This is a genomic window from Phenylobacterium sp. (assembly GCF_031360265.1).
Lineage (GTDB): Bacteria > Pseudomonadota > Alphaproteobacteria > Caulobacterales > Caulobacteraceae > Phenylobacterium.
Genome location: NZ_JANMBF010000116.1, coordinates 1 through 24,311, shown reverse-complemented (window position 1 = coordinate 24,311; position 24,311 = coordinate 1). Strand labels below are relative to the sequence as shown.

Below are 24,311 nucleotides of genomic sequence, written 5' to 3'. Positions count from 1 at the left end.
TCCCGATCGGTCGAGGCGAGCTTCAGACGGGGGACAGCCGCGCTGCGTCTAGGGCTGGTCGGCGTAGATCTTCACCAGCTTGTAGAGGAAGTCGCGACCCTCGTAGAGGGAGGTCACGCCGATGCGCTCGTTGAGGCCGTGGATGTGGCCCAGGTCGGGCTCGTAGAAGATCCCAGAGACGCCATAGGTCGGGATGCCGCCCGCCATCAGCGCCTTGCCGTCGGTGCCTGCCGCCAGCAGGTTCGGCACCACGGGGACGCCGGGCCACATCTGAGCGGTCAGCGCCTCGATCGGGGCCATGACCTGCGGGGTAAGCGGCGGCCCGGCGTCGGAGCCCGCGCGTCCGCTCGGCTGCGAGACCGAGACCGCGGGGTCGGCGATCACCTTGATCAGCGTCTCGCGCACCGCTTGGCGTGAAACGCCGGGAAAGATGCGGCAGTTGATCGTCGCGTTGGCGCGCTGGGGCAGGGCGTTCTGGGCGTGGCCGGCGCTGAGCAGGGTGGCCACGCAGGTGGTCCGCAGGATCGCGTGCAGGCTGGGATCGGCGCTGAGCAGCGCATCGGCCCGGGCGTCGGCCGGGTTGGCCACCAGAGCTGCCATCGCCGCCCCCTGTTCGCCGCCGGCGATCTTCGACATCTGGGTCAGATAGCGGCTCGTGACATCGTTCATCTGCACCGGAAACTCGTACCGGCCGATCCGCGCGACGGCGTCGGCCAGGTGATAGATGGCGTTGTCCGGCACTGGCCGCGAGGAGTGACCGCCCGGGTTGGTGACCTCCAGGACATAGCTCTGCGATGATTTCTCGCCCGCTTCGATCCCGTTGGCGACGCGCCGGCCCTGGGCGTCCAGCGACCCGCCGCCGCCCTCGTTCAGCGCGAAGGCCGCGTCGATCAGCTCGCGCCGGTTGGCCATCAGCCAGGCGGCGCCGTTGAATGGTGATCCCCCCTCCTCGCCACAGGTCAGCGCCATCTTGATCGTGCGGCGCGGCCTGAAGCCCTCGGCCCGGTAGCGGATCAGGCTGTCGACCCAGATGGCGGCCTGGGCCTTGTCGTCCGACGCGCCTCGCGCATAGAAATAGCCACCCTCCTCGACCAGGGTGAAGGGGTCGCGCACCCAGTCCTCACGTCTGGCCTCGACCACGTCGATGTGCGCCAGCAGCAGGATGGCCTTGGCCTTGGGATCCCGGCCCGGATAGACCGCCACGAGGCCGCCGTTTCTGGGAAATTCCGGCGCCGCGAAACGGATCAGGTCGTTGTCGGGGAACCCCGCCGCCTTCAGCCGTGCCGCCATCCGCGCGGCGGCCAAGGTGCAGCTGCCGTTGGAGGCCTGGGTGTTGGTCTCCACAAGCTCCTTGTAGAGCGCCCGGAAGGCGGTCTGGTCGGGGCGGGACGGGTCTGAGCGGGTCTGGGCGTGGGCCACGCTGGCGAGCAGAATCGCGGCGGCGAGCGTGCTGGCGAACTTCAACATGAGTGACCCCCGATAGCGTGGCGCGGACTATTTCAGCCCCACCGCCTCCCGGCAAGCGAGCGTCCTCACGCCGATGGGGTTTGCCCTGACGGCCCGGGCGGCCGAAGATGGGGCTCAACCTTGGGAGCGGATTTTGCGGGACGGCATTGAACAGACCTTCGCGGAGCATCCGCGGCCGAAGCTCACCTATCCCTTCGAGCAGGCGCCGAAGATCGGCGGCGCGGCGCTGGATGTGGCGCCGGGGGTTAAGTGGCTGCGCATGCCGCTGGGCGGTGCGCTGGGGTTCATCAACGTCTGGGCGATCGAGGAGGCGGACGGCTGGGCCATCGTCGACACCGGCATGGGCGGGACGGCGACGCGCGACGCCTGGCGCGCCGCGTTCCAGGGACCGCTGGCCGGCAAGCCCGTCAGCCGGGTGTTCGTCACCCACATGCACCCCGACCACATCGGCATGTCCGGCTATCTGACCCGCAAGTTCGACGCCAAGCTGTGGATCACCCGGCTGGAATATCTGACCTGCCGCTCGCTGTCGGCCGACACCGGGCGCGAGGCGCCGGAGGACGCCGTGCGGTTCTTCCGCGCCGCCGGCTGGGATGACGATGCGGTCGAGCACTACAAGGCCCGCTTCGGCGGGTTTGGGCGGGGCTTGCACGCCCTGCCCGACAGCTACCACCGGCTGAACGACGGCGACGAGATCGTCATAGGCGGAAAGCTGTGGCGCATCGTGGTGGGCTCCGGCCACAGCCCCGAGCACGCCTGCCTGCACTGCCCCGAGCTGCAGCTGATGATCAGCGGCGATCAGGTGCTGCCGAAAATATCCTCCAATGTCTCGGTGTTCCCCACCGAGCCCGACGGCGATCCGCTGACCGACTGGCTGACCTCGCTGGCGCGGATCCGCACCAAGATCCCCGATGACGTGCTGGTGCTGCCGGCGCACAACGATCCGTTCCACGGCCTGCACGCGCGCATCGACCACCTGATCGGCGGGCACGAACGCGGGCTTGCGCGCCTGCAGGCCCTGATCGCCGAGCCCAGGCGCGTGGTGGACGTCTTCCACGTGCTATTCCGACGCACAATCGATCAGAACCTGCTGGGCCTGGCCACCGGCGAAAGCCTAGCCCACCTCAACTGCCTCCTGGCGCGCGGCCGGGCGGTGCGAACCCGCGATGAAAACGGCATCGACTGGTACCGGGCGGCGGCCTAGAGACTTACGCTGTAAGAATCCGCAAGGCGAACCCGCATGACCCGCATCACCTCGGGGCTCGACCCCTATACCGACGCCGCCGTGGTGCTGGACGGCAAGGATCTCTCCGGCCGGACCGCCATCGTCACCGGCGGGGCGACCGGCATCGGCATCGAGACCGTCCGCGCCCTGGCCGGCGCCGGCGCCGATGTGGTGGTCGCCGTGCGCAACAAGCCCGCCGGCGAGGCCGCCGCCGCTCTGATCAATGGCGAACTGGGAACGCCACGCGTCAGTGTCGGTGTGCTGGACCTGTCGGACCTGGCGACCGTGGCCGCCTTCGCCACCGGCTGGGGCGACCGTCCCCTGCACATGCTGATCAACAACGCCGGCGTCATGGCCTGCCCGCTGACCTACACCGCCGATGATCTGGAGATGCAGCTCGGAACCAACCACTTCGGTCACTTCGCCCTGGGCATGGGCCTGGCCCGGGCGTTGATGAACGGCGCCGAGGAAGGTCGCGGCGCGCGGCTGGTCTCGCTGTCGTCGATCGCCCACCTGCGCAGCGCCATGGACTTCGATGATCCGCACTATCGCACGCGCCCATACGAGAAGTGGCAGGCCTATGGGCAGTCAAAGACCGCCAATGCCCTGTTCGCCGTGGGCTTCCAACAGCGGTTCGCCGACCTGGGCGTCACCGCCAACGCCGTCATGCCGGGCGGGATCATGACGCCCTTGCAGCGGCACCTCCCCCGGGAAGAGATGATCGCCATGGGCTGGATGGACGAGGCGGGCGTCATCGCCACCGGCTTCAAGACGCCGGCGCAGGGCGCCTCGACCAGCGTCTGGGCTGCCACTGGAGATGAACTCGAAGGCGTCGGCGGACTCTATCTGGAGAACCTGGCGCAGGCGGAGACCTTCAAGCCGGGCGACCGCTTCGGCGTCGCGCCGCACGCGCTCGACCCGGACGCCGCCGACCGGCTCTGGGCGCTGTCGGAAGAGACCACGGGAGCCAAGCTATGAGCCTGTCAGGCAAGACCCTTTTCGTCACCGGCGCTAGTCGCGGCATCGGCCTGGCCATCGCTCTGCGGGCCGCCCGCGACGGGGCCAATATCGTGGTCGCCGCCAAGACCGCCGAGGCCCACAAACACCTGCCCGGCACCATCTATTCCGCCGCCGAGGAGATCGAGAAGGCTGGCGGCAAAGCCCTGCCGCTGATCGTCGATGTGCGCGAGGAAGCCTCGGTGATGGCGGCGGTCGAACAGGCGGTGCAACGCTTCGGCGGCATCGACATCTGCGTCAACAACGCCTCGGCGATCCAGCTGACCGGCACGCTGGCCACCGACATGAAGCGCTACGACCTGATGAACCAGGTGAACGCGCGCGGGACCTATCTCACCTCGAAGGCCTGCATCCCGCACCTCAAGCGCAGCGCCAACCCGCACGTGCTGATGCTGTCGCCGCCGCTCGATATGGACGCCAGGTGGTTCGCCGGCCACACTGCCTACAGCATGGCCAAGTTCGGCATGAGCCTGTGCGTGCTGGGCATGGCTGCGGAGTTCAAGGCCGACGGCATCGCCTTCAACGCGCTGTGGCCGCGCACCGGCATCGCCACCGCGGCGATCAAGTTCGCGCTGGCCGGCGACGAGGGCATGGCGCGCTGCCGCACGGTGGAGATCATGGCCGATGCGGCGCACGCGATCTTCGAGAAGCCGGCGCGCGCGTTCACCGGCAATTTCCTGATCGACGACACGTTCCTCTATGCGGAGGGGACGCGGGATTTCGACAGGTACCGCGTCGATCCCACCCAGCCGCTGATGCCCGACTTCTTCGTCCCCGACAGCATTCCGCCGCCGCCCGGGGTGGTCATCGCAGGCGGATCCGCGCCCGCATGAAGGTGACAGTCCGGGTCGCCTCGCCGACCGACGTCTCGCTGATCCTGGGGTTCATCCGCGATCTGGCGACCTACGAGAAGCTGCTGCACGAGGTGGAGGCCACCGAGGCCGACATCCGCCGCGACCTGTTCGGTGAGAACCCGCGCTGCTTCTGCGACATCGCCGAGGCGGGCGGCCGGCCCGTGGGCTTCGCGCTCTGGTACTACAGCTATTCGACCTTCCAGGGCCGCGCGGGGATCTTCCTGGAGGACCTGTTCGTCGAGCCGGACGCCCGCGGCCTCGGGGCCGGCAAGGCGCTGCTGGCGCGGCTCGCCCAGCGCTGCGTCGAGGCCGACCTTGGCCGGCTGGAGTGGTCGGTGCTCGACTGGAACACGCCGTCGATCGAGTTCTACGACAGCCTGGGCGCCGCGGCGAAGACCGGCTGGACGGTGCGGCGGCTCGACGGGCAGGCATTGGAGCGGCTGGCTGCGGGCTGAGCGTCGCCCGCGGCGGCGGATCCCTTCAGCGCCTGGATTTGACTCGCCGCGGCCGCGTGTGCCTATCGGCGGCAGGCATCGGGGAGGCTGGCATGGCGAAAACACTCATCACGGGCGCGAGCAAGGGGATCGGCCGGGAAACCGCCCTGGTGCTGGCGCGGGCCGGGCACGCCGTGGTCGCGGCGATGCGAACGCCTAAGGACTGCGACCTTGCCGAGATCGCGGCGCGCGAGGGCCTGCCGATCACGGTCGCCGAGCTGGATGTCGACGACGATGCGTCTGTCGCCAGGCTGTTCGCGACGGGGCCGGGCGCGGCGGACAGTATCGACGTGCTGATCAACAACGCCGGCATCTACAGCATCGACGCGGTCGAGGATGAGACCCTGGCCCGGTTCCAAGAGGTCATGAACACCAACTATTTCGGCGCGCTGCGCTGCATCAAGGCGGTCGCGCCCGCGATGCGCGCCCGCCGCGCCGGCCTGATCATCAACGTCTCATCGATCGCCGGACGCATCGCGGCCGCCGGCTCAGGCGCCTATGCCGCGTCGAAATTCGCGGTCGAAGGGATGAGCGAATCCCTGGCCGCGGAAATGTCCGCCTTCGGCGTCCGCGTTGTCCTGGTCGAGCCGGGAATCATCGCCACGCCGATGACCCTGGCCAATCTGCCGAAACCGAAGGCCGGCAGTCCCTATCCGCATGGCGGCAGGATGCGCGCCTTCTACACCGCCACGCCGGACTCCGGACCGCCGCCCACGGTCGTCGCCGAGACCATGCTGGAGATCGTCGAAGGCCGGACCACCCGGTTTCGCACCCCCTCCGGCCCCGATGCGGAGCCGTTCCTCGGCCTGCGCGCCAGCATGACCGACGAGGCGTGGATCGGCATGAACGACACCCTGGACGACACCGTCTATTTTGATCGGTTCCTCGCTTTGTCCGGCCTGGACCTGCGGCCGACGACGACCTGATCCTGAATGGTTTAGGCCGCGACCATCGCCCGGCGACGGCGCAGGGTCGCGCCCAGAGCGCCGAAGCCAATGAGCATCAGGGCCCAGGACCCGGGTTCCGGCACACCGCCCGAGGCGGCGAAGATCGACAGCTTGTCGAGACCGGTGTCCCCAGACCCGCGGGTGGCCGCCGTCTGCTGGAAATCGATCGTCGCGCTGGCCGCGTTGGCGAGGAAGCTGTAGTTGAACACCCCCCAATGATCCCAAAGCGGCCCCGAGCCATAGGGCGTCGTGTTGGAGCTCACCGGCGCGCTGTAGAGTTGTGATGCTGACGTCGAACCGGCGGACATCCAGACGTTGACCTGCTCGATCGTGCCGGGAATGACAAAGTCCTCACTGGCCAGCGAAAACTGCACGGTGTAGCGGCTGCCCGACGTCAGGCCGGTGATCGTCTGCGACAGGTGATAGCCCCCGGTGTCGATCCCGTTGCCCAGGAGCGCGAAGATCCGGCCCTCCGGAGGCGTCGCGCTGTAGTAGCCCGCCGAAATCAGGTAGCCTGGCGAGTTCCAGCCGGTGATCGCCCCGAAATAGACGCCGCTCGCGGGCACGCTGGCGGCGTCCGCCTCAAAGCCCCCGTTGACGATGCCAACGGCCCCGGCGCCGGTCGCGGAAAGCGCGATGGACGCGGTAAGGGCGCAGAGCGCCACGGAAAGGGTTCTCGAATTCATTGGCGGGCTCCGAATTCTAGGGTCGTGGAGACGGATATTCCAATTTCAGACAATGCGGGTCGCCAAGTTCAGGCCACCCCGAAGAACTACGTTATGCATTAACCTTGTCCATCATTGCCGCGGCAAGCGGGTTCACCTGAGAGGCGAATTCGCGGACCTGACAGCAGACCCTCCAGGCCATCGCCACGCCCCGAGACCGGTGGGCCTGCGCCTCACGCCATGACCGGCGTGAACCCCTAGGCCGGCGCCTTGGCCGGTTGCGCGCCGGCCATGGGCGCGCGGTTGAGGTCGAAGAATTTCGGGGCCATCTTCGGCACGGCTTCGGAGAGGATGGTGGCGACCGTCCAGCCCTCTTCCTTGGTCACCGTCTCGATGGGGCGGGGCTGGGAATAGAGGATGATGTTCTCGCCCGACGAGCCGAAGATCTGGCCCGAGACGTTCGCCGCGGCCGGCGTCACCATGGCGACGGAGAAGCGGGCCGGCTGGTCGGCGCGGATCTTCTCGGCCATCACCGCGCGGCGGGCGGCGGCGGCTTCGTCCTTGATCGGCACCGACTGGGTCATCCGCGTCCAGGCGACCGGCGCCAGGCAGTTGGCGCGCACGTTGTTGCGCGCGCCTTCCATGGCGATGATGCGGCTGAGGCCGGCGATCCCCATCTTGGCGGCGCCATAGTTGGCCTGGCCGATGTTGCCGAACAGGCCGCTGGTCGAGGTGAAGAACATATAGGCGCCGTCGTTCTGCTCGCGGAACAGCTCGATGGTGGCGCGGGCGACATTGAACGAACCACGCATGTGGACCTCGATCACCTGGTCCCAGTCGCGCTCGGTCATCTTGTGGAACATCACGTCGCGCAGGATCCCGGCCGGATTGATGACGGCGTGCAGGCCGCCGAAGGCCTTCTTGGCCTGCTCGACCATGCCGTAGACCGCGTCGAGGTTGGTCACACTGTCGGAGTTGGAGACCGCCTCGCCGCCGGCGGCGCGGATTTCCTGAGCGACCTTTTCGGCCGGCCCGGCGGAGCCCTCGTCATCGCCCTTGAGGCCGGCGCCCAGGTCGTTGACCACGACCTTCGCGCCCTCTTGCGCGGCGATCAGCGCACAGTCGCGCCCGATGCCGTTGCCGCCGCCCGTGACCAGGACAACCTTACCGTCCAATGCGCCCATCGAATTATCTCCCTCAACCTTATAGGGCGACAGTTATTCGAGGCGGTCGGCCTTGCGCAAGGCGGGAAACAGGCCGGCCCAGGCGCCGGTGACGATCAGGGCGCCGATCCCGCCGAACAGCGCCGCGCCCACGGGACCCAGGAACCGGGCGACCACCCCGCTTTCGAACTCGCCCAGTTCGTTGGAGGCGCCGATGAACACCGACGACACCGCCGCCACCCGCCCGCGCATGGCGTCAGGCGTGACCAGCTGGACCAGGGTCTGGCGGACATAGACGCTGAGCATATCGGCGCCGCCCAGCACGGCCAGCGCCGCCACCGACAGCCAGAGGGATCGCGACAGGGCGAAGGCGCAGGTCGCCAGTCCGAACACCGCGACGCCCCAGAACATCACGACGCCGGCCCTGCGGTGGATCGGCCGCGCCGCCAGCGACAGGGCGACGACCGTGGCGCCGATCGCCGGGCCGGCGCGCAGGATGCCAAACCCCTGCGGACCCACCTGCAGCACGTCGCGGGCGAACACCGGCAAGAGCGCGGTCGCGCCGCCCAGCAGCACGGCGAAGAGGTCCAGCGAGATCGCGCCGAAGACGATCTTCTGGGCCCAGACATAGGCCAGGCCCTCCTTCATCAGCGCCCAGCGCGATCCCGGATTGACCACCGGCTGTGCGTTCTTGCGGATCAGGGCGAGCGACAGGGCGGAGACCAGGTAGAGGCCGAGGGTGGCGAAATAGGCGTGCGCCGGCGACAACAGCAACAACACGCCGCCCATCGCCGGGCCGGCGATGGAGGCGGTCTGCCAGGCCAGGGAATTCCAGGCGATGGCGCGCGGCAACAGCGACCTTGGCACCAGCATCGGCCCCAGCGCCGTCGAGGCCGGCGCGAAGAACGCCCGCGCGGCGCCGAACAGGAACCCTACCGCCAGCAGGAGCGGGACCGAGGCCCAGCCCCGCCAGCTGGCGATAGCCAGGGTCAGCACCGTGGCCATCTCGCCCGCCAGGCAGACCAGCAGCACGGTCTTGCGATTGTGCCGGTCGGCGGTCTCGCCCGCCGGCAGGGTCAGCAGGAAGACGGGAATGAAGGCCGCCAGCCCGATCATCCCGACCAGGAAGGCGCTTTCGTCAACCGAGCGGGTGGCGCGCGCGATGGCGTACATCTGCCAGCCCAGCGCCACGCTCTGGATCTGAGCGGCGAAGCTGCCGGTCCAGCGCGACGCCCAGAACAGCAGGTAGTCGCGTTCCTTCAGCAGTGCGCGGGCGGGGGGCGGCAAGTCGGCGACAGGTTCGGCCATGGCCGGCGAACCTGCCCTGCGTTGACACCCCTCGCAACGGCGGCGTTGACGCGGGGCCGTCAGAGCCCTACCTGCGCGCTCTTGACGTTGGCGGCCGAGCACCCTGACATGCCCTCGCGACGACACCCGCGCGCAAGCGCCTGACCCGCACCGCCCACCGGCTCGCGCCTCGCTGTGTCGCGCCGGTCCTGTCGCATCGCACCGCGAAGACCCCATGACAGTCCAGCCCGCCGCGCCGCTCCCGGCGCTCATCCTGCAATCCGAATGCGCCGAAGACGCGCCTCTGGTGGACGCCCTGATCGACCGCGCGTTCGGGCCGGGCCGCTTCACCAAGGTCTCCGAGCGGGTGCGCGAGTTCGCCACCTTCGCGCCGGAGCTGTCGATCTGCGCCTGGCAGGCGGGCCGCCTGCTGGGATGTGCGCGGCAATGGCATGTGCGCGTCGGCGATCGGCCGGCGATGTTCCTGGGCCCTTTCGCCGTGGAACAGGGCGAGCGCAGCGCCGGCTTCGGGGCGCGTTTGATCGCGCGCGCCTGCCAGGCCGCGCGGGCCGCCGGCGAGACCCATGTGCTGCTGGTCGGCGACGCTGCCTATTTCGCCCGCGTGGGGTTTGTCCGGGTGATGGCTGGCCAGGTGGTGCTGCCCGGGCCGGTGGACCCACGCCGGGTCCTGGTCCGTACGCTGGCCCCCGACGCGGAGGATCTGGCCGGACCCGTGCAGGCCGCTTGAGGCGAACCGCGGGCGCGCCTACCTTGGCAGGCATGGCTGACGCAGCGGGCAGATCGGGGCTGGAGGGGATCGCGGCGGCGGCCCAATCCCTGGCGGCGAAGGGGCAGGCGCCGGGCCGGGGCCTGCCGCCGGTCCACCTGTGGAACCCGGCCCACTGCGGCGAGATCGACATCGTCATTCGCAAGGACGGCCTCTGGTTCCACGAGGGGACGCCGATTGGCCGCGAGGCCCTGGTGCGGCTGTTCTCCACGGTGCTGCGGAGGGATCCCGACGGCTTCCATCTGGTCACCCCCGTCGAGAAGATGAAAATCAGCGTGGAGGACGCTCCGTTCATCGCCACGCGGGTCGACCGGGTGGGCGCGGCCCTGCGCTTCCTGACCAATGTCGGCGACGAGGTGGAGGCGGGACCGGAGAACTATATCCGCGTCGAGGTTGGCCAGGACGGCGCCCCGCGCCCCTATGTCCACGTCCGCCGCGGGCTCGAGGCCCTGATCGCCCGGCCGGTGTTCTATGAGCTCGTCGAGATGGCGGCGGAACGCCAGACGCCCGACGGCCCGACGCTGGGCGTGGCGTCCAATGGCGCCTGGTATCCCGTGGGACCGGCCCATGTTCACCAGATATAGGGCGCGGATCCGGTGACCGACCTCCCGGCCGCGAAACAGGGCGCCCCGCCACACGATCGGCCCCACGAGCTGCAGGGATGGATGGCCAGCCACCTCGATCCCCTGGAAGAGGGCGAGCCGGCGGAGGCTGGCCCGCACCGGTCCGACTTCGACCTCAATCCCGGGCAGGCCCCCGACACCCATCCGCTGAAGCCCGCCGCCGTGCTGGTCGGCTTGGTGCAGCGCCAGGCGGGGCTGTCGGTGATCCTGACCCGGCGTTCGGACACGCTGCGCAGCCACACCGGCCAGATCGCGCTTCCGGGCGGGCGGCGCGACCCGGGCGAGTCCGCCTGGCAGACGGCGCTGCGCGAGGCCGAGGAAGAGATCGGGCTGCACCCGAGCTTCGTTTCCCTGGCGGGGCTCTCGACTCCCTACCGCACCGGCACCGGCTTTCTGATCACCCCGGTGGTGGGCTTCGTGCGGGCCGGGTTCACCCTCACCGCCAATCCCGACGAGGTGGCCGACATCTTCGAGACGCCCTTCGGCTTCCTGATGGATCCGCGCAACCACGAGGAGCATGTGCGCGAGCTTCCGACGGGTGAGAAGCGCCGCTTCTACGCCATGACCCACGACGACCGGTTCATCTGGGGCGCCACGGCCGGGATGCTGCGCGCGCTCTACGACCGGCTCTATGGAGCCGCGGTTGCTTAGGCTCCTGCTCATCCGGGGCAGTCTGGTGCTCGTGCCGTTCGCGGTGTGGTTCCTCTGGCGCGCCTGGGCTCGCAGGTCGGGTCGCGAGATGGGCTCGACGCCCTATGCCTGGCTGGTGGCCGCCGGCGCGGTGCTCGTCGGCCTGTCGCTGGTCGGGACGGTGCTGTTGCGCCAGGACAATCGCGGAGAGCGCTACGTCCCGGGCGAAGTGACCGCCGACGGCGCGGTCAGCAAGGGCTATTTCGAGGCGCCGAAGGCGAAATGAGCGGGTCTCTAGGCCAGCGCCCGTGGATCACCGCGCCGGCGACGGCGGCGGTGCTGGACGCGCTGGAGGGCGCCGGCGGCCCCGACTGCGCCCGCTTCGTCGGCGGCTGCGTGCGCAACGCCCTGCTGGGCCGGCCGATCGACGACATCGACATCGCCACGACCCTGACGCCCGGCCAGGTGACTCAGGCGCTGAGCGCCGCGGGGCTCAAGGCCGTGCCCACGGGAATCGACCACGGCACGGTGACGGCGGTCAGCGGGTCCAGGCCCTATGAGATCACCACCCTGCGCCGCGATGTCGCCACCGATGGCCGGCGCGCCGTGGTGGCGTTCACCGACGATTGGACGCTGGACGCCCAGCGTCGCGACTTCACTCTGAACAGCCTCTATGCGCGGCGTGACGGGACCGTTCTCGATCCCACCGGCCAGGGTGTCGCCGACGCGCGGGCCGGCCGCATCGTCTTCGTCGGCGAGGCCGGGCGGCGCATCGCCGAGGACGCCTTGCGCATCCTGCGCTTCTTCCGTTTCCGCGCCTGGTACGGCGCGGGTCCGCCCGACGCCGCGGCGCTGTCGGCCTGCGCGGCCCTGAAGGGCGACCTCAAAGCCCTGTCGGCCGAGCGGGTGTCCAGGGAGCTGCTGAAGCTGTTCGCCGCGGCCGACCCGCGCGAGGCCGTCGGCCTGATGGCCGGCTGCGGCGTGCTGGGCGAGCTGCTGCCGCCGCCGCTCGACCTGGCCCGCTTCAACGGCATGGTGGCCATCGAGGAGGACCAGCTGTTCGAGACCGACACGGTGCTGCGGCTGGCGGCCTTGCTGCCTGACGATCAAGTGGCGGCCGGGCAACTGGCCGAGCGGCTGCGCCTGTCCAACGCCGCGCGCGACCGGGTCGTCGCCGCGCTCGCGCCGACGCCGGTGTTCAAGAGCTGGATGAGCCCGCGTGAGATCCGCCGCCACCTCTATCGCCTGGGCGCGCAGGCCTTCCGCGACCGCGCCAAGCTCGCCTGGGCGCGCGCCGGGCGCACCGCCACCACGCCGCAATGGCGCGGGATGATCGCACTGGGCGAGGGCTGGACCCCGCCTGCGTTCCCGCTCAGCGGCCGCGACGTCATCGCCTCGGGCGTGCCAAAGGGGCCGATGGTCGGCCACGTACTGGCCGAGGTCGAGGCCTGGTGGATCGACCACGACTTCCTCGACGACAAGCTGTCGATGATCGAGAAACTGAAGTCGGTGGCGCAGGGCATGGCGTTTTAGGCGCGATGCACAACCCAATTCATCGTTGCGGCCTCCGCATAAGGATCGCCTACGCCCTATGCCTGCTGGTCGCGACGTGTACGCATGTCATTCCATTGATCCAGAACGGCATTCTCTGGGACTACGGCGGCGTTGGCCCGGCCAGCGCGGCGTTCTGGACATCGCTTGCGGTCGCTGACCCGGCCGCCGCCGTTTGCCTGTTCGTGTGGCCACGGGTGGGGCTGGTCCTGACCTGTGGGATCATCGGGCTGGATGTCCTCCACAATGGGATCATCTTCCGCGACGTCTTGCTCCAGCCGCCCGCGCTCCACCTTTGGACCGACACGGCGTTTGGCCTTCAGGTGGCGTTCCTCCTATTCGTGACCGCAACCGTTCAGGTGGCGTGGTCGGCCTCCGCGCGCGGTTTCGTCGCCGTCGAGACGGCAAGGGGCGATGGGGAGACGGAGTCTTGAAGCTTGGCATCCTCAAGACCGGACGGCCGCCCCGGGCCTGCATCCCGCGGTTCGGGACCTATCCGGAGATGTTCCAGGCCTTGCTGGGCCCGCGTCACGAGTACCGGACCTATGCCGTCGACGAGGGCGAGCTGCCGGAGAGTCCGACCGCTTGCGACGCCTGGCTGATCACTGGCGGGGCGGCCGGCGCCTATGATCCCGACCCCTGGATCGGCGCGACGATGGATTTCCTGCGCGCTGCCAGGGGGCAGGCGGCGCTGGTGGGCGTGTGTCTCGGCCACCAGCTGATGGCCCAGGCGTTCGGTGGCCAGGTGATCAAGTCGCCCAAGGGCTGGGGTGTCGGCGAGAATGAGTACCAGGTGCTGCGCCGCGAGCCGTGGATGGACGCATGGGCGGCCACCCTCCGCCTGCCGGCCTCGCACCAGGACCAGGTGGTCGAGGCGCCGCCGGGGGCCGACCTGTTCGCCGCCAGCGCCTTCACGCCCTTCGCCGGCCTGATCTACCGCGACGACCGGGCGATCTCGATGCAGCCGCATCCGGAGTTCGATCCGGCCTACGCCATCGAGCTGATCGAGACCCGTCGCGACGGGCCGCTGACCCCGGACCAGGCCGACCGCGCCATCGCCAGCTACCAGGGTCCCGACGATCGCGCCCGGGTGGGCGGCTGGATCAACGCGTTCCTGACATCGGCAACGTGAGGCCCTCGGTCGGCCAGTGGGCCGCGCGGGGGGCGGCGATCTTCTGCGGCACCTTCGCGCTCTTCCAGTGATGCTGGCGCTGGGGGCGCCCTATGGCCAGATCGCCTGGGGCGGATCGAGCGCGGTGCTGCCGGCGTCGCTGCGGTGGACCAGCGCCGGGGCGGCCGTCTACCTGCTGGTGGCCGCGGCGATGATGGAGGTCCGCGCCGGCGACTGGGGGCGTGCGCTGCCGCGCCGGCCGTTCCTGATCTTCAACATCTTCCTGGCGGCGCAACTGGCGCTGAACACGCTCGCCAACCTCGCCGCCCAGACGGCGGGCGAACGCTACGGCATGGGCGCGGCCTCGGCGCTGGGGTGCGGGCTCAGCCTCTGGGCGCTCAAGCCCGCGCGGCGGCGGCCGGGGCCGGCGGGTTAGCTGTCCGCGAAGGGATTGAGGATGGTCAGTCCGCCGACCCGCTGGCCATGCTGCATGTCCTCGGAATAGACGATCCGGCAACCGGCCAGTTCGGCTGCCGCCAGGATGTTGGCGTCGTAGATCCCGAATCGGTGAGCTCGCGCAATGTCCACCGCTCGCGACTGTGTTGCGACCGTTAGCGGCTCCACCCGAAAGCTTTGGCGGAACCCCGAAAGGTAGAGTTCGATCTCGGGCCATTCCAGAGAATGCTTGCGTTGCGCGACGCGTGCGAACTCGTTCAGGACTTGGACGCTGATGACCCCGCCAGACGCTACGACGTCTCGCGAGACTCTGACCTTGGGCGACTCGGAGGCGAGCAGATAAATCAGAATGTTCGTGTCGAGGAACGCATCAGTCGCCACGGCTGTTGGCTTCGTCGCGGTCGAACTTGAAGTCGGCCGGCAGGCGGCCCTGATATTTTCGCATCTCTTCCAGCCACCGCACCCTCTCCGCCCGTGCGATAGCCTCGGCCTCGCGAGCGGTCGTCAAGGCCAGCTCGACTTCATCGCCCTCCCGAAGTTTATGAGCCTCCACCATCGATTTGGGGAGCCGCACCGCCAGGCTGTTGCCCCACTTCGCAACCTTCATTTCCACCTCTAATGATATACATTCCAGATGATGTATATCATGCCTAGGGCCAGCGCACCATCGGCGGCATGGAGCTGAGGATGGTCTCGATGTTGCCGCCGGCTTTCAGGCCGAACATCGTGCCGCGGTCGTACAGCAGGTTGAATTCCACGTAGCGGCCGCGACGCATCAGCTGTTCGGCGCGGTCGGCCTCAGTCCACGGCTCGCTCATCCGGTGGCGGACGATCTTCGGATAGACCTCCAGGAACGCCTCGCCGACCGCGCGGGTGAAGGCGAAGTCGCGCTCGAAATCGCCGGAGTTGTGGCGGTCATAGAAGATGCCGCCGACGCCGCGCGGCTCGTTGCGGTGGGGCAGGAAGAAATACTCGTCGCACCAGGCCTTGTACTTGCCATGCCAGTCGGGATCGAAGGCGTCGCAGGCGGCCTTCATCGCGGCGTGGAACAGGATGGCGTCGTCGGCTTCCTGGCTGCGCTGTTCGTCCAGCGTCGGGGTCAGGTCGGCGCCGCCGCCGAACCAGCTTTCCGCGGTCGAGAGGAAGCGGGTGTTCATGTGGACGGTGGGCACGCGCGGGCTGCGCGGATGGACGATCAGGCTGATGCTGGCCGAGACGTAGGACGGGTCCTGGTCGGCGCCGGGCATGGTGGCGGCCATTTCCGGGGAGAACCGGCTGGTCGCAGCCGAGGTGTGGACGCCGGCCTTTTCGAACAGCCGCCCCGACAGGTGCGCGCCGATCCCGCCGCCTGTGCCGGTTTCCCGCGTCCAGGGGCGCAGGTCGAATTGGCCGGGCGGGTCGGGGTAGAGCTCGACGGGCGCCTCGACCTCAAGCCGTTCCAGTTCGGCGACGATCCGCGTCTGCAGGGTCTCGAACCAGGCCTTCGTGCGGGCGCGGCGATCATGAACTTCGGGCGGGAGTGACGACATGGGTGATTGCTAACCGGTCGGGGCGCCTGTTGGGAAGCCATGGGTCTGGCGCAGGGCCTCGGAAAGCGCGATCGCCGCGCTGACCGTGAGGTTCAGCGACCGGGCGCCCGGCGCCAGCGGAATATACAGCCGCGCGTCGGCCGCGGCGTGCACCTCCCGTGGCGCGCCGGAGCTCTCGCGGCCGAACAGCAGGGTGTCGTCCGCGCGAAACTGGAAATCGTGGAGGGGCGCCGCGCCGCGGGTGGTCAACAGCAGCAATCGGCCGGTCCCGCGCTGGGGCGAGGCCAGGAATTCTGCCCAGCTGGCGTGCCGCGTCATGTCGGCCAGCGCGCCGTAATCCATCGCCGCGCGGCGCACGCCGGCGTCGGAAAACGGGAAGCCGCAGGGCTCGATCACGTCCACCGGGACGTCAAGACAGGCGCCCAGCCTAAGGGCGGCGCCGAGGTTTTGCGGAATGTCCGGTTGAAAAAGGGCCAAACGCATTCTAAGCGATCCGCGATGGGTTAAGCGGGGCTCTGCCAGACGAATCACCGATGCGCGCGCGCCAGGCTTGAGGGGTGCTCGCGCTCAGTGCGTCCCGCGTGTGCCCGCCGTGACTTAAAAGCCCTTACCAGAGCGTCTGGAAGGGTCCAAAGGCTGGGTGTCCCCGAGCGATTCCGGGGTCCCGAAACGAAGGGTAGCTTTAGGTGGCCGACACCGTCGTGGGCGCAACTGCCGATCTGCACGTCTCGGGGGACGACCCGAATCGTCGCGATTTCATCCACATCGCCGCCGGCGTCGCAGCCGTGGGCCTGGTCGGGGGTCTTGCCTGGCCGTTCATCGACCAGATGAACCCGGCGGGCGACACCCTGGCCATGGCCTCCATCGAGGTCAACCTCGACAAGGTCGTCGAAGGCCAGCAGGTGGTGGTGAAATGGCGCGGCAAGCCGCTGTTCATCCGCTATCGGACGCCCAAGGAGATCGCCGAGGCGATCAAGGACGACCATGCGGACCTGCGGGACCCCGCCACCGACGAGAGCCGCCACAAGCCCGGCAAGGCCCAGTATCTGGTCCTGATCGGCGTCTGCACCCACCTGGGCTGCGTGCCGACCTTCGGCGGCGGCGACTACGGCGGCTGGTTCTGCCCCTGCCACGGCTCGGTCTACGACACCTCCGGACGGATCCGCAAAGGCCCCGCGCCGCTGAACCTGGCGGTGCCGGAGTACAGTTTCCTCACGGACACCAAGGTCAAGGTTGGCTGATCAGATGAGCGGACATTCAACCTACGAGCCGAAGAGCGGCTTCGAGCGCTGGCTGGACTCGCGTCTGCCGATCCTGCGGTTCGCCAGCGACACCATCGTCACCTTCCCGACGCCCAAGAACCTCAACTTCTGGTGGACCTTCGGCGGAATCCTGGCGCTGATGCTGGGCATCCAGATCGTCACCGGCGTGATCCTGGCGATGCACTATGTGCCGCAGGTGGACATGGCCTTCGCCTCGGTCCAGCGGATCAAGCGCGACGTCAACTACGGGTGGCTGATCCAGGGCCTGCACGCCAATGGCGCCTCGATGTTTTTCCTGGCGGTCTACCTGCACATGTTCCGCGGCCTCTACTACGGGTCCTACAAGGCGCCGCGCGAGGTGCTGTGGATCCTGGGCTGCGTGATCTACCTCCTGATGATCGGCACGGCCTTCTTCGGCTACGTCCTGCCCTGGGGCCAGATGAGCTTCCACGGGGCGGTGGTGATCACCAATCTGATCGGCGCCATTCCGGTGGTCGGCCCCTCGATAACCACCTGGCTATGGGGCGGGTTCGCGGTCGATGATCCGACGCTCAACCGCTTCTTCTCGCTGCATTACCTGCTGCCGTTCATGATCGCCGGCGTTGTCGGTCTGCACGTCTGGGCGCTGCATGTGCCGGGCAACAGCAACCCGACCGGCGTGAACGTCAGTTCGGCCCAGGACACCGTGCCCTTCCATCCGTACTACACGGTGAAGGACGGCTTCGCGATTTCGGTGTTCCTGATCCTCTACGCGAGCTTCGTCTTCTACATGCCCGACGCGCTCGGCGACGCGGCCAACTATATCCAGGCCAACCCGCTGGTGACGCCGGCCCATATCGTGCCGGAGTGGTATCTGCTGCCATTCTACGCGATCCTGCGGGCGGTCCCCAACAAGCTGATGGGCGTGATCCTGATGTTCGGGGCGATCGCCACCCTGTTTGTCCTGCCCTGGCTCGACACCTCGAAGGTGCGCTCGATGCGCTACCGCCCGACCGCCCGGCTCTATTTCTTCATCTTCGTCCTGGCCTGCATCGTGCTGGGCTTCTGCGGGGCGCACGCGCCCGACGACCTGGTGATCCCGGGTGTCTCGGGGCTGCAGGTCGGTGACGCCAACCTCAACAGCTTCGTGTGGCTGTCACGGATCGGCGCGCTCTATTATTTCGCCTACTTCTGGGTGATCACACCGGCGCTCGGGCTGTTCGAGACCCCGCTGCCGGTGCCGGAGTCGATCTCCGAGCCCGTCCTGTCGCATCCCGCCATGACGCCCGCCGGCGCCGTGGCGTCGCCTGAAAAGAGAGGTTGAGCCTGATGCTGCGCAGAGGTTTCGCGTTCGCGGCGCTCGGGCTGGCTCTGTTGGCGGGGACCCTTGTGGCGGGTCCGGCGCTGTCGGCCACCACCCAGCAGGAGCCCCGGGACGTCCACTGGTCCTTCGAGGGGCCGTTCGGCAAGTTCGACAAGGCCCAGCTGCAACGGGGCTACAAGGTCTATCGGGAGGTCTGCGCCGCCTGCCACTCGATGAACCTGATGTACCTGCGCAACCTGGGCCAGAAGGGCGGGCCGTTCTACGATCCGAAGTACGCCAACCCGAACGAGAACCCCTATGTGAAGTCGCTGGCCAAGGACCTGCAGGTCAAGGACATCGATCAGGACACCGGCGACGTTATCAGCCGCCCGGCCGGTCCGGCCGACAGGTTCCCGGCGCCGTTCCCCAACGAGCCGGCGGCGCGCGCCTCCAATGGCGGCGCCCTGCCACCGGACCTCTCGGTGATGGCCAAGGCGCGCGAGGGCGGCCCCGCCTATGTCTATTCGCTGCTGACCGGGTTCCGCGACGCGCCCAAGGGCATGACCGTGCCGGCCGGAAAATACTACAACCCCTACATGCCCGGCGACATGAGCTCGTTCTGGTCGGGCCCAAAGGATAAGGTCCCGGAGGGCGGCTTCATCTCCATGCCGCCGCCGCTGGCGCCCGACAAGGTGACCTTCGACGACAAGTCACCGTCGACCGTCAGCCAGCAGGCCAAGGACGTCTCGGCCTTCCTCGCCTGGGCCGCCGAGCCGAAGATGGAAGAGCGCAAGGCGTTCGGCCTGGGCGCGATGATTTACCTGCTGATCTTCGCCGGCCTGCTCTACGCCAGCTACAAGAAGATCTGGAAGAACGTTGCCCACTAGACGGGCGCCGGCGACGACCGCAATCAGGGCTCCGGCGCAGGTCGGGGCCCTTTTTCGTCGGCGCTCGGGGCCGCTGGCGCCAGCAACAGCCGGCCGGCCGGGAAATCGAAGCGCAGGCGATAGCGGGTCAGCAGCGACGCGCCGATCTGGCCGGCGAGGGCGGGGTCCTCGGCCTTGAGCAGTCCGGAGGGCAGGTTTTCGCTCAGGGCGCCGGCGAAGGAGAAGGCCCGCAGCCGGGGACGATAGACGCCGTAGGGATAGAGCTCGCCAGGCTTGGCCGCGCCGGCGACGCTGGCGATGGCGTCGCTCAGCCGCAGGCCCACATCAGCCCCGGTCGCGGGCGCGAAAAGGCCGGAGACGGCGTGCGGACCGTCGGCGACGGCGGCGACGACCCCGGGCCGGCCCGCAACCCAGGCCAGGGGCAGGGACACCCGCGCGTGGAACCGGGGGGCGCCGCCCGCCGGCGACAGGACGATGCGGCAGGGGGCAAAACTCACGTCCAGCACATAGGCCCGCAGAACATCGGCCCCGATCACCCCGGCGATGGGGGTGGGCAGGGCGCCTGTGCGCAGGTCAAGATCGGCCACCGCAACCGCCCGGCCGCTGAGGCTTAGGCCCGCCAGCCGCACCCTGCCGACCAGCGACGCCTCGGCGTAGCCCGCGGCCTGGGCCTGGCTATCGGCGAGCTGAGTGTGCGGGGTGGCGGTGTCCAGGATGTAGTCGCCGGGTACGCCCATGACTTCGGCGGAGACGACGACCACGCCGCCCTCGAACCAGCAGGCCGCCTCGCCCGCGAGCGCCGGAGATCCGGCGGCCGTCAGGAGGGCGGCAAGGGCGAGGACGGTGCGAGTCACAAGCGGAGCATAGCCCTCTCCCCCTTGCGGGGAGAGGGTTGGGTGTGGGGGTGTCGGCTCAGCGTCTCAGGGGCCAGGGCGGCGGGCGCACGGCTTGCACCCCCACCCCTGACCCCTCCCCGCAAGGGGGAGGGGAACGAGACACCGCGGCAAACTGGCGGCGATGGATTTCAAGGCTCCGACTATAGCGCCCACACGTTCGATGTCGGGCCGTGCCTCAGCTCTCCCCGCGCACGCCGCTGTTCTTGCTGAAATGCGCCAGGGTCCGCAGTTGCGACAGGCGGGCGCTATCCTCGTGATAGCCGTTGGGCGCCACGAAGGCGTGGCCGGCTTCGTACATGAACACCGGCAGGTCGGGGTGCGCGGCGCGGATCGTCTCGACGTCGGCGGGCGGGATCAGGTCGTCGGCCTTGCCCAGGTGCAGGATGGTCGGGATCCGGGGCGTCTCGTCCACGTGGTCGATGATCTGGCCGCCATAGTAGCTGGCGACGGCCGATAGCCCCGTGCAGCGCGCGGCCGCCAGCCAGGCCGTCGTTCCGCCGAAGCAGAAGCCCAGCGCGAAGACCGGCGGCTTGAGCGCCTCGATCGCCGCCTGCACGGCGTCCAGCACGTCGGCGCCCCAGTGCGCCGCCTCGCCGAATCCCATCTGGCGGCCGGCCAGCTCAGGGTCGGTATCGCGCTCCGCGAAGCCCCTCTGGAAGCGGTCGAACAGGCTGGGGACCAGGGTCTCGTAGCCCAGCTCGGCATAGCCGTCGGCCAGGCCCCGCAGGTGCGGCGTCACCCCCCAGATGGCGTGCAGGATGACCAGACCCCCGCGCCGGGCGTCGCTGACGGCGGCGTGATAGGCGTCGAACGCGAAGCCGTCCGCGGCGCTCATCAGGCGAACCGTCTCGCCCATCCTCGCTACGCCTTGTCGAACAGCTCAAGCGTGCGGTGGCGGGCCAGGTCGGCGGCCTCGGCGTTGTAGCGTTCGGGGCTCTCGTTGTTGAACCCGTGGCCGGCGCCTTCGTAGATGTAGACCGGGACGTCGGGGTTGGCCTCGGCGACGGCGGCGGTCACCTCGTCGGCGTTGATACCGGGGTCGGTGCGGCCCAGGTGGACGATCACCGGGCAGGCCGGCGTCAGCGAGGCGTTGGCCTTGACCATGCTGCCGTAGTAGCTCGACGCGGCGGCGATGCCCGGGAGCCGCCCGGCCGCCAGCCAGGCCAGTGAGCCGCCGTAGCAATAGCCGACGACGCAGACCTTTCCGTCATGGGCCTTCAAGAAGTCGCGGCATGCGGCCAGGTCGCCCATGGCCTGGTCGATCGGCGTGCCCATGGCGTGCGCCACGCCGGCCTTCAGCCCGTCGGGGTCGTGCGCGGCGGTAAAGCCCGGTTCGCGGCGGTCGTACAGCGACGGCGCGATAGCCTCGTAACCCATCTTGGCCCAGCGCTCGACGTCGGCGCGGACGTGGACATCCAGGCCGAAGATCTCCTGGATGACGATCACCCCGCCCTTGCGCGGGGTCATGGCGGGTTCGTGCCAGGCGGCGAACTCGAAACCGTCGGCGCCGGCCAGCTTGATCATCTCGGCCATGATTTTTTCCTTCATTCACAATTTTCACCGTCATGGCCCGGCTTGTCCGGACCACCCATGATCTCCGCGTCGCCGGTTAGCTCGCGGCGTCGCCACGGTGGGCCAAGTCTGACGGTGGCGATCATGGGTCACCCGGACAAGCCGGGTGATGACGACCAGCAGGTATGAGGCGGCGCGCCGTCAATCTAGACGTTGAAGCGGAAGTTCATCACGTCGCCGTCCCTGACGACATAGTCCTTGCCTTCCTGGCGAAGCTTTCCGGCGTCCCGCGCGCCGGCCTCGCCCTTCAGGCGGACATAGTCGTCATAGGCGATGGTCTCGGCGCGGATGAAGCCCTTCTCGAAGTCGGTGTGGATGACGCCGGCCGCCTGCGGGGCGGTGTCGCCCTTGTGGATGGTCCAGGCCCGGGTTTCCTTCGGCCCCACCGTGAAATAGGTCTGCAGGCCCAGCAGGTGATAGGCCTCGCGGATCAGCTTGTTGAGGCCGGGCTCGGTCAGGCCCAGGGTCTCCAGATACTCGCCGCGTTCGCCGGGATCGAGCATGGCGATCTCGCTCTCGATCTGGGCGGAGATGGCCACGTGGTCGGCGCCGTCGCGAGTGGCGCGCTCGGCGACCAGCCTCGACATCGCGTTGCCGTCGGCGGCCGCGGCTTCATCGACGTTGGAGACGTAGAGCGCGGGCTTGGAGGTTAGCAGCTGGAGCATCTTCCAGGCCTTCTCGTCCTCGGCCGCCACCTTAGCCTTGCGGGCCGGGCGCCCGGCGTTGAGCTCGGCGAGCGCCAGCTGGACGAGGCTGAGCGTCTGGACCGAGTCCTTGTCGCCGGTCTTGGCGCGCTTCTCCAGGTTGGCGACGCGCTTTTCCAGGCTCTCCAGGTCGGCCAGCATCAGCTCGGTCTCGATGGTCTCCAGGTCCGACAGGGGATCGACCTTGCCCTCGACGTGAGTGATGTCGTCGTCGATGAAGCAGCGGGCGACGAAGGCCACGGCGTCGCAGTCACGGATATTGGCCAGGAACTGGTTGCCCAGCCCCTCGCCCTTCGAGGCGCCACGCACCAGGCCGGCGATATCCACGAAGTTGATCCGCGAGGGAATGATCTCCTTCGACGGGATGATCGCGGCCAGCGTCTCCAGACGCGGCTCCGGCACCGCCACGTCGCCGGTATTGGGCTCGATGGTGCAGAACGGATAGTTCGCGGCCTGGGCGGCGGCGGTCTGGGTGAGCGCATTGAACAGCGTCGATTTGCCGACATTGGGCAGGCCGACGATGGCGACTTTGAGGGCCATGTAGTCTTTCGGGTCTTGGAGAGCTGGCGGTCGGGGGACCTAGCACGAGCGCGCCGTTTGCGACAGAGCCACGTCCGCCGGCAAGAGCGACGTCGCACCATGTTCAGCGCCGCGGCACGGGTCTAGGCTGCGCGCGACAATTGGCGCGGGGGAACATCATGGGTCGGGGCGGGAGAATTCGGGCGGCGGTCATCGCGGTCGTGCTGGCGGGCCTTTGTCTGGGATTGCCCGACCCGGCGCGCGCGGCGGGCGCCCAGCCGGTCACGACGCCGATCACCGCGCCGGGATCGCCCTTCCTGGGACTTGGCGCCTTTGACCTGGGCGCGCTCGGCTATGTCGTCGAGGAATTCAAGGTCGCCGGGACCGCGACCGCCTACAGACTGACCGGCGCGGCGACCTCGGACGGCGCCTGGACCGCGCAACCCACCGATACCGCGCCCTACGCCACCCGCATCGTCGTGGTCCGGCCGAAGGATCCCAAGCGGTTCAACGGCACGGTGGCGGTGGAGTGGCTGAACGTCACCGGCGGGCTCGATGCCGGGCCCGACTGGACCTACAGCCACCGCGAAATGCTGCGCAGCGGCATGGCCTATGTGGGCGTCTCCGCTCAGAAGGTCGGCGTCGAGGGCGGCCAGAGCCTGGGCGGCGCCGGCATGCCGCTGAAGAAGGCCAATCCCGCGCGCTATGGGACGCTCGCCCATCCCGGCGACATCTACGCCTTCGACATCTTCTCTCAGGCCGGCCAGGCGGTGAAGACCGGCAAGGTGCTGGGCCCCTTGAAGGCGCGGCGGCTGCTGGCCACCGGCGAGTCACAGTCGGCGGTGTTCATGACCACCTACGTCGACGCCATCGACCCCTTGGCGCGGGTCTATGACGGCTTCTATATCCACTCGCGGTTCGGCGGGGCGCCGCCGCCGGAGGCCGCCTCGATGCGCGGCGGGCCGAACGGACGCCCGGGGCCAACCGGCGTGAAGATGCGCGCCGACCTGCGCGTCCCGGTGATGACCCTGATCTCGGAGACCGACCTGATCGGCAGCAATATCTCGGGCTTCTGGACCGCGCGGCAGCCCGACACCGACCGCCTGCGGATCTGGGAGATGCCGGGGACCGCGCATGTGGACAACTACATGTTCTTCATCGGCGCCTTCGACAGCGGCAGCGCGCCGATGGACAAGATCGCCTCGCTCTGGAAGCCGACCGACGCCTTGTTCGGCGCCAAGCTGGCCAAGCCGATCAATTCCGCCCCCCAGCATCACTATGTCGCCATGGCCGCGCTGGCGGGCCTCGACCGCTGGGTGCGCACCGGCAAGGCTCCAGCCAAGGCGCCGCGCCTGGAGATCGAACCCGCCGCCAAGCCGGGCG

29 protein-coding genes are annotated in these 24,311 nt (G+C 68.9%); 17 read left to right on the top strand and 12 right to left on the bottom strand.

What is annotated here, in order from left to right:
* Window positions 1-48: 48 nt before the first annotated feature.
* A complete protein-coding gene (locus RMN86_RS10615) occupies window positions 49-1,467 on the bottom strand; it encodes a M20/M25/M40 family metallo-hydrolase (RefSeq protein ID WP_309605817.1) in 1,419 nt (472 codons plus the stop codon).
* Between the two features lie 133 nt (window positions 1,468-1,600).
* On the opposite strand from RMN86_RS10615, the gene RMN86_RS10610 reads away from it, so the two are divergent.
* The 5 genes from RMN86_RS10610 (at window position 1,601) to RMN86_RS10590 (ending at window position 5,983) form a co-directional block, all read left to right on the top strand.
* Complete coding sequence (locus RMN86_RS10610; protein ID WP_309605816.1) at window positions 1,601-2,671, top strand: MBL fold metallo-hydrolase; 1,071 nt, start codon at window positions 1,601-1,603, stop codon at window positions 2,669-2,671.
* Between the two features lie 36 nt (window positions 2,672-2,707).
* Entirely contained in the window at window positions 2,708-3,670 is a 963-nt protein-coding gene (locus tag RMN86_RS10605) for an oxidoreductase (protein ID WP_309605815.1), read from the top strand.
* The gene (locus tag RMN86_RS10600) at window positions 3,667-4,542 is read left to right on the top strand and encodes an NAD(P)-dependent oxidoreductase (protein WP_309605814.1); all 876 of its coding nucleotides are present in this window, start codon (window positions 3,667-3,669) and stop codon (window positions 4,540-4,542) included. The genes RMN86_RS10605 and RMN86_RS10600 overlap by 4 nt, the downstream gene beginning before the upstream one ends.
* On the top strand, window positions 4,539-5,018 hold the full coding sequence (locus RMN86_RS10595; protein ID WP_309605813.1) for a GNAT family N-acetyltransferase: 480 nt from the start codon (window positions 4,539-4,541) through the stop codon (window positions 5,016-5,018). Before RMN86_RS10600 ends, RMN86_RS10595 begins: the two co-directional genes overlap by 4 nt.
* A gap of 92 nt (window positions 5,019-5,110) precedes the next feature.
* Window positions 5,111-5,983 carry an SDR family NAD(P)-dependent oxidoreductase gene (locus RMN86_RS10590; RefSeq protein ID WP_309605812.1) on the top strand — a complete coding sequence of 291 codons (873 nt, stop codon included), beginning with the start codon at window positions 5,111-5,113 and terminating at the stop codon, window positions 5,981-5,983.
* A gap of 11 nt (window positions 5,984-5,994) precedes the next feature.
* On the opposite strand, the gene RMN86_RS10585 is transcribed toward RMN86_RS10590, so the two are convergent.
* The 3 genes from RMN86_RS10585 to RMN86_RS10575 all read right to left on the bottom strand — a co-directional run bounded on the left by RMN86_RS10585 (window position 5,995) and on the right by RMN86_RS10575 (window position 9,140).
* Window positions 5,995-6,690 carry a PEPxxWA-CTERM sorting domain-containing protein gene (locus RMN86_RS10585; protein ID WP_309605811.1) on the bottom strand — a complete coding sequence of 232 codons (696 nt, stop codon included), beginning with the start codon at window positions 6,688-6,690 and terminating at the stop codon, window positions 5,995-5,997.
* A gap of 236 nt (window positions 6,691-6,926) precedes the next feature.
* Entirely contained in the window at window positions 6,927-7,853 is a 927-nt protein-coding gene (locus tag RMN86_RS10580) for an SDR family NAD(P)-dependent oxidoreductase (protein ID WP_309605810.1), read from the bottom strand.
* A gap of 33 nt (window positions 7,854-7,886) precedes the next feature.
* Window positions 7,887-9,140 (bottom strand): MFS transporter, encoded by a 1,254-nt coding sequence (locus tag RMN86_RS10575; RefSeq protein ID WP_309605809.1) that lies wholly within the window; start codon window positions 9,138-9,140, stop codon window positions 7,887-7,889.
* 214 nt (window positions 9,141-9,354) lie between these two features.
* On the opposite strand from RMN86_RS10575, the gene RMN86_RS10570 reads away from it, so the two are divergent.
* From RMN86_RS10570 to RMN86_RS10535, 8 genes are all read left to right on the top strand, one after another.
* Window positions 9,355-9,867, top strand: coding sequence for an N-acetyltransferase (locus RMN86_RS10570; protein ID WP_309605808.1), 513 nt, complete (start codon window positions 9,355-9,357; stop codon window positions 9,865-9,867).
* Window positions 9,868-9,899: 32 nt separating this feature from the next.
* Window positions 9,900-10,490 (top strand): DUF1285 domain-containing protein, encoded by a 591-nt coding sequence (locus RMN86_RS10565; protein WP_309605807.1) that lies wholly within the window; start codon window positions 9,900-9,902, stop codon window positions 10,488-10,490.
* Between the two features lie 81 nt (window positions 10,491-10,571).
* Window positions 10,572-11,180, top strand: coding sequence for a CoA pyrophosphatase (locus RMN86_RS10560; RefSeq protein ID WP_309605853.1), 609 nt, complete (start codon window positions 10,572-10,574; stop codon window positions 11,178-11,180).
* Complete coding sequence (locus tag RMN86_RS10555) at window positions 11,173-11,445, top strand: hypothetical protein (RefSeq protein WP_309605806.1); 273 nt, start codon at window positions 11,173-11,175, stop codon at window positions 11,443-11,445. Before RMN86_RS10560 ends, RMN86_RS10555 begins: the two co-directional genes overlap by 8 nt.
* The gene (locus tag RMN86_RS10550; protein ID WP_309605805.1) at window positions 11,442-12,692 is read left to right on the top strand and encodes a CCA tRNA nucleotidyltransferase; all 1,251 of its coding nucleotides are present in this window, start codon (window positions 11,442-11,444) and stop codon (window positions 12,690-12,692) included. The genes RMN86_RS10555 and RMN86_RS10550 overlap by 4 nt, the downstream gene beginning before the upstream one ends.
* Window positions 12,693-12,697: 5 nt before the next feature.
* A complete protein-coding gene (locus RMN86_RS10545) occupies window positions 12,698-13,144 on the top strand; it encodes a hypothetical protein (protein WP_309605804.1) in 447 nt (148 codons plus the stop codon).
* On the top strand, window positions 13,141-13,842 hold the full coding sequence (locus tag RMN86_RS10540) for a glutamine amidotransferase-related protein (RefSeq protein WP_309605803.1): 702 nt from the start codon (window positions 13,141-13,143) through the stop codon (window positions 13,840-13,842). Before RMN86_RS10545 ends, RMN86_RS10540 begins: the two co-directional genes overlap by 4 nt.
* A gap of 70 nt (window positions 13,843-13,912) precedes the next feature.
* On the top strand, window positions 13,913-14,257 hold the full coding sequence (locus RMN86_RS10535) for a hypothetical protein (protein WP_309605802.1): 345 nt from the start codon (window positions 13,913-13,915) through the stop codon (window positions 14,255-14,257).
* Here the strand turns inward: RMN86_RS10535 and RMN86_RS10530 are convergent.
* The 4 genes from RMN86_RS10530 to RMN86_RS10515 are packed head-to-tail and all read right to left on the bottom strand — an operon-like array spanning window position 14,254 to window position 16,289.
* A complete protein-coding gene (locus RMN86_RS10530; RefSeq protein ID WP_309605801.1) occupies window positions 14,254-14,658 on the bottom strand; it encodes a PIN domain-containing protein in 405 nt (134 codons plus the stop codon). The genes RMN86_RS10535 and RMN86_RS10530 overlap by 4 nt on opposite strands.
* A complete protein-coding gene (locus RMN86_RS10525; RefSeq protein WP_309605800.1) occupies window positions 14,648-14,884 on the bottom strand; it encodes an AbrB/MazE/SpoVT family DNA-binding domain-containing protein in 237 nt (78 codons plus the stop codon). The genes RMN86_RS10530 and RMN86_RS10525 overlap by 11 nt, the downstream gene beginning before the upstream one ends.
* A gap of 43 nt (window positions 14,885-14,927) precedes the next feature.
* Window positions 14,928-15,806 (bottom strand): oxygen-dependent coproporphyrinogen oxidase, encoded by an 879-nt coding sequence (gene hemF, locus RMN86_RS10520; protein WP_309605799.1) that lies wholly within the window; start codon window positions 15,804-15,806, stop codon window positions 14,928-14,930.
* A 9-nt stretch (window positions 15,807-15,815) separates the two neighbouring features.
* Window positions 15,816-16,289 carry a tRNA (cytidine(34)-2'-O)-methyltransferase gene (locus RMN86_RS10515; protein ID WP_309605798.1) on the bottom strand — a complete coding sequence of 158 codons (474 nt, stop codon included), beginning with the start codon at window positions 16,287-16,289 and terminating at the stop codon, window positions 15,816-15,818.
* A gap of 203 nt (window positions 16,290-16,492) precedes the next feature.
* Here RMN86_RS10515 and petA point away from each other — a divergent pair, with 203 nt between their 5' ends.
* Genes petA through RMN86_RS10500 form a run of 3 tightly spaced genes read left to right on the top strand, consistent with a single transcriptional unit; the run spans window position 16,493 to window position 19,237 of the window.
* Window positions 16,493-17,047, top strand: coding sequence for a ubiquinol-cytochrome c reductase iron-sulfur subunit (petA, locus tag RMN86_RS10510; RefSeq protein ID WP_309605797.1), 555 nt, complete (start codon window positions 16,493-16,495; stop codon window positions 17,045-17,047).
* Window positions 17,048-17,051: 4 nt separating this feature from the next.
* Complete coding sequence (locus tag RMN86_RS10505; RefSeq protein WP_309605796.1) at window positions 17,052-18,371, top strand: cytochrome b N-terminal domain-containing protein; 1,320 nt, start codon at window positions 17,052-17,054, stop codon at window positions 18,369-18,371.
* A 5-nt stretch (window positions 18,372-18,376) separates the two neighbouring features.
* Complete coding sequence (locus tag RMN86_RS10500; protein ID WP_309605795.1) at window positions 18,377-19,237, top strand: cytochrome c1; 861 nt, start codon at window positions 18,377-18,379, stop codon at window positions 19,235-19,237.
* Window positions 19,238-19,260: 23 nt separating this feature from the next.
* Here RMN86_RS10500 and RMN86_RS10495 read toward each other — a convergent pair whose 3' ends face one another.
* From RMN86_RS10495 to ychF, 4 genes are all read right to left on the bottom strand, one after another.
* On the bottom strand, window positions 19,261-20,091 hold the full coding sequence (locus RMN86_RS10495; protein ID WP_309605794.1) for a hypothetical protein: 831 nt from the start codon (window positions 20,089-20,091) through the stop codon (window positions 19,261-19,263).
* Window positions 20,092-20,308: 217 nt separating this feature from the next.
* Window positions 20,309-20,989 (bottom strand): dienelactone hydrolase family protein, encoded by a 681-nt coding sequence (locus RMN86_RS10490; protein ID WP_309605793.1) that lies wholly within the window; start codon window positions 20,987-20,989, stop codon window positions 20,309-20,311.
* Window positions 20,990-20,994: 5 nt separating this feature from the next.
* Entirely contained in the window at window positions 20,995-21,666 is a 672-nt protein-coding gene (locus tag RMN86_RS10485; protein ID WP_309605792.1) for a dienelactone hydrolase family protein, read from the bottom strand.
* Window positions 21,667-21,851: 185 nt separating this feature from the next.
* Window positions 21,852-22,949: a redox-regulated ATPase YchF gene (ychF, locus tag RMN86_RS10480; RefSeq protein WP_309605791.1), complete on the bottom strand. Its 1,098-nt coding sequence runs from the start codon at window positions 22,947-22,949 to the stop codon at window positions 21,852-21,854.
* A gap of 158 nt (window positions 22,950-23,107) precedes the next feature.
* On the opposite strand from ychF, the gene RMN86_RS10475 reads away from it, so the two are divergent.
* A partial coding sequence (locus tag RMN86_RS10475; protein WP_309605790.1) for an alpha/beta hydrolase domain-containing protein occupies window positions 23,108-24,311 on the top strand: 1,204 nt, incomplete at its 3' end.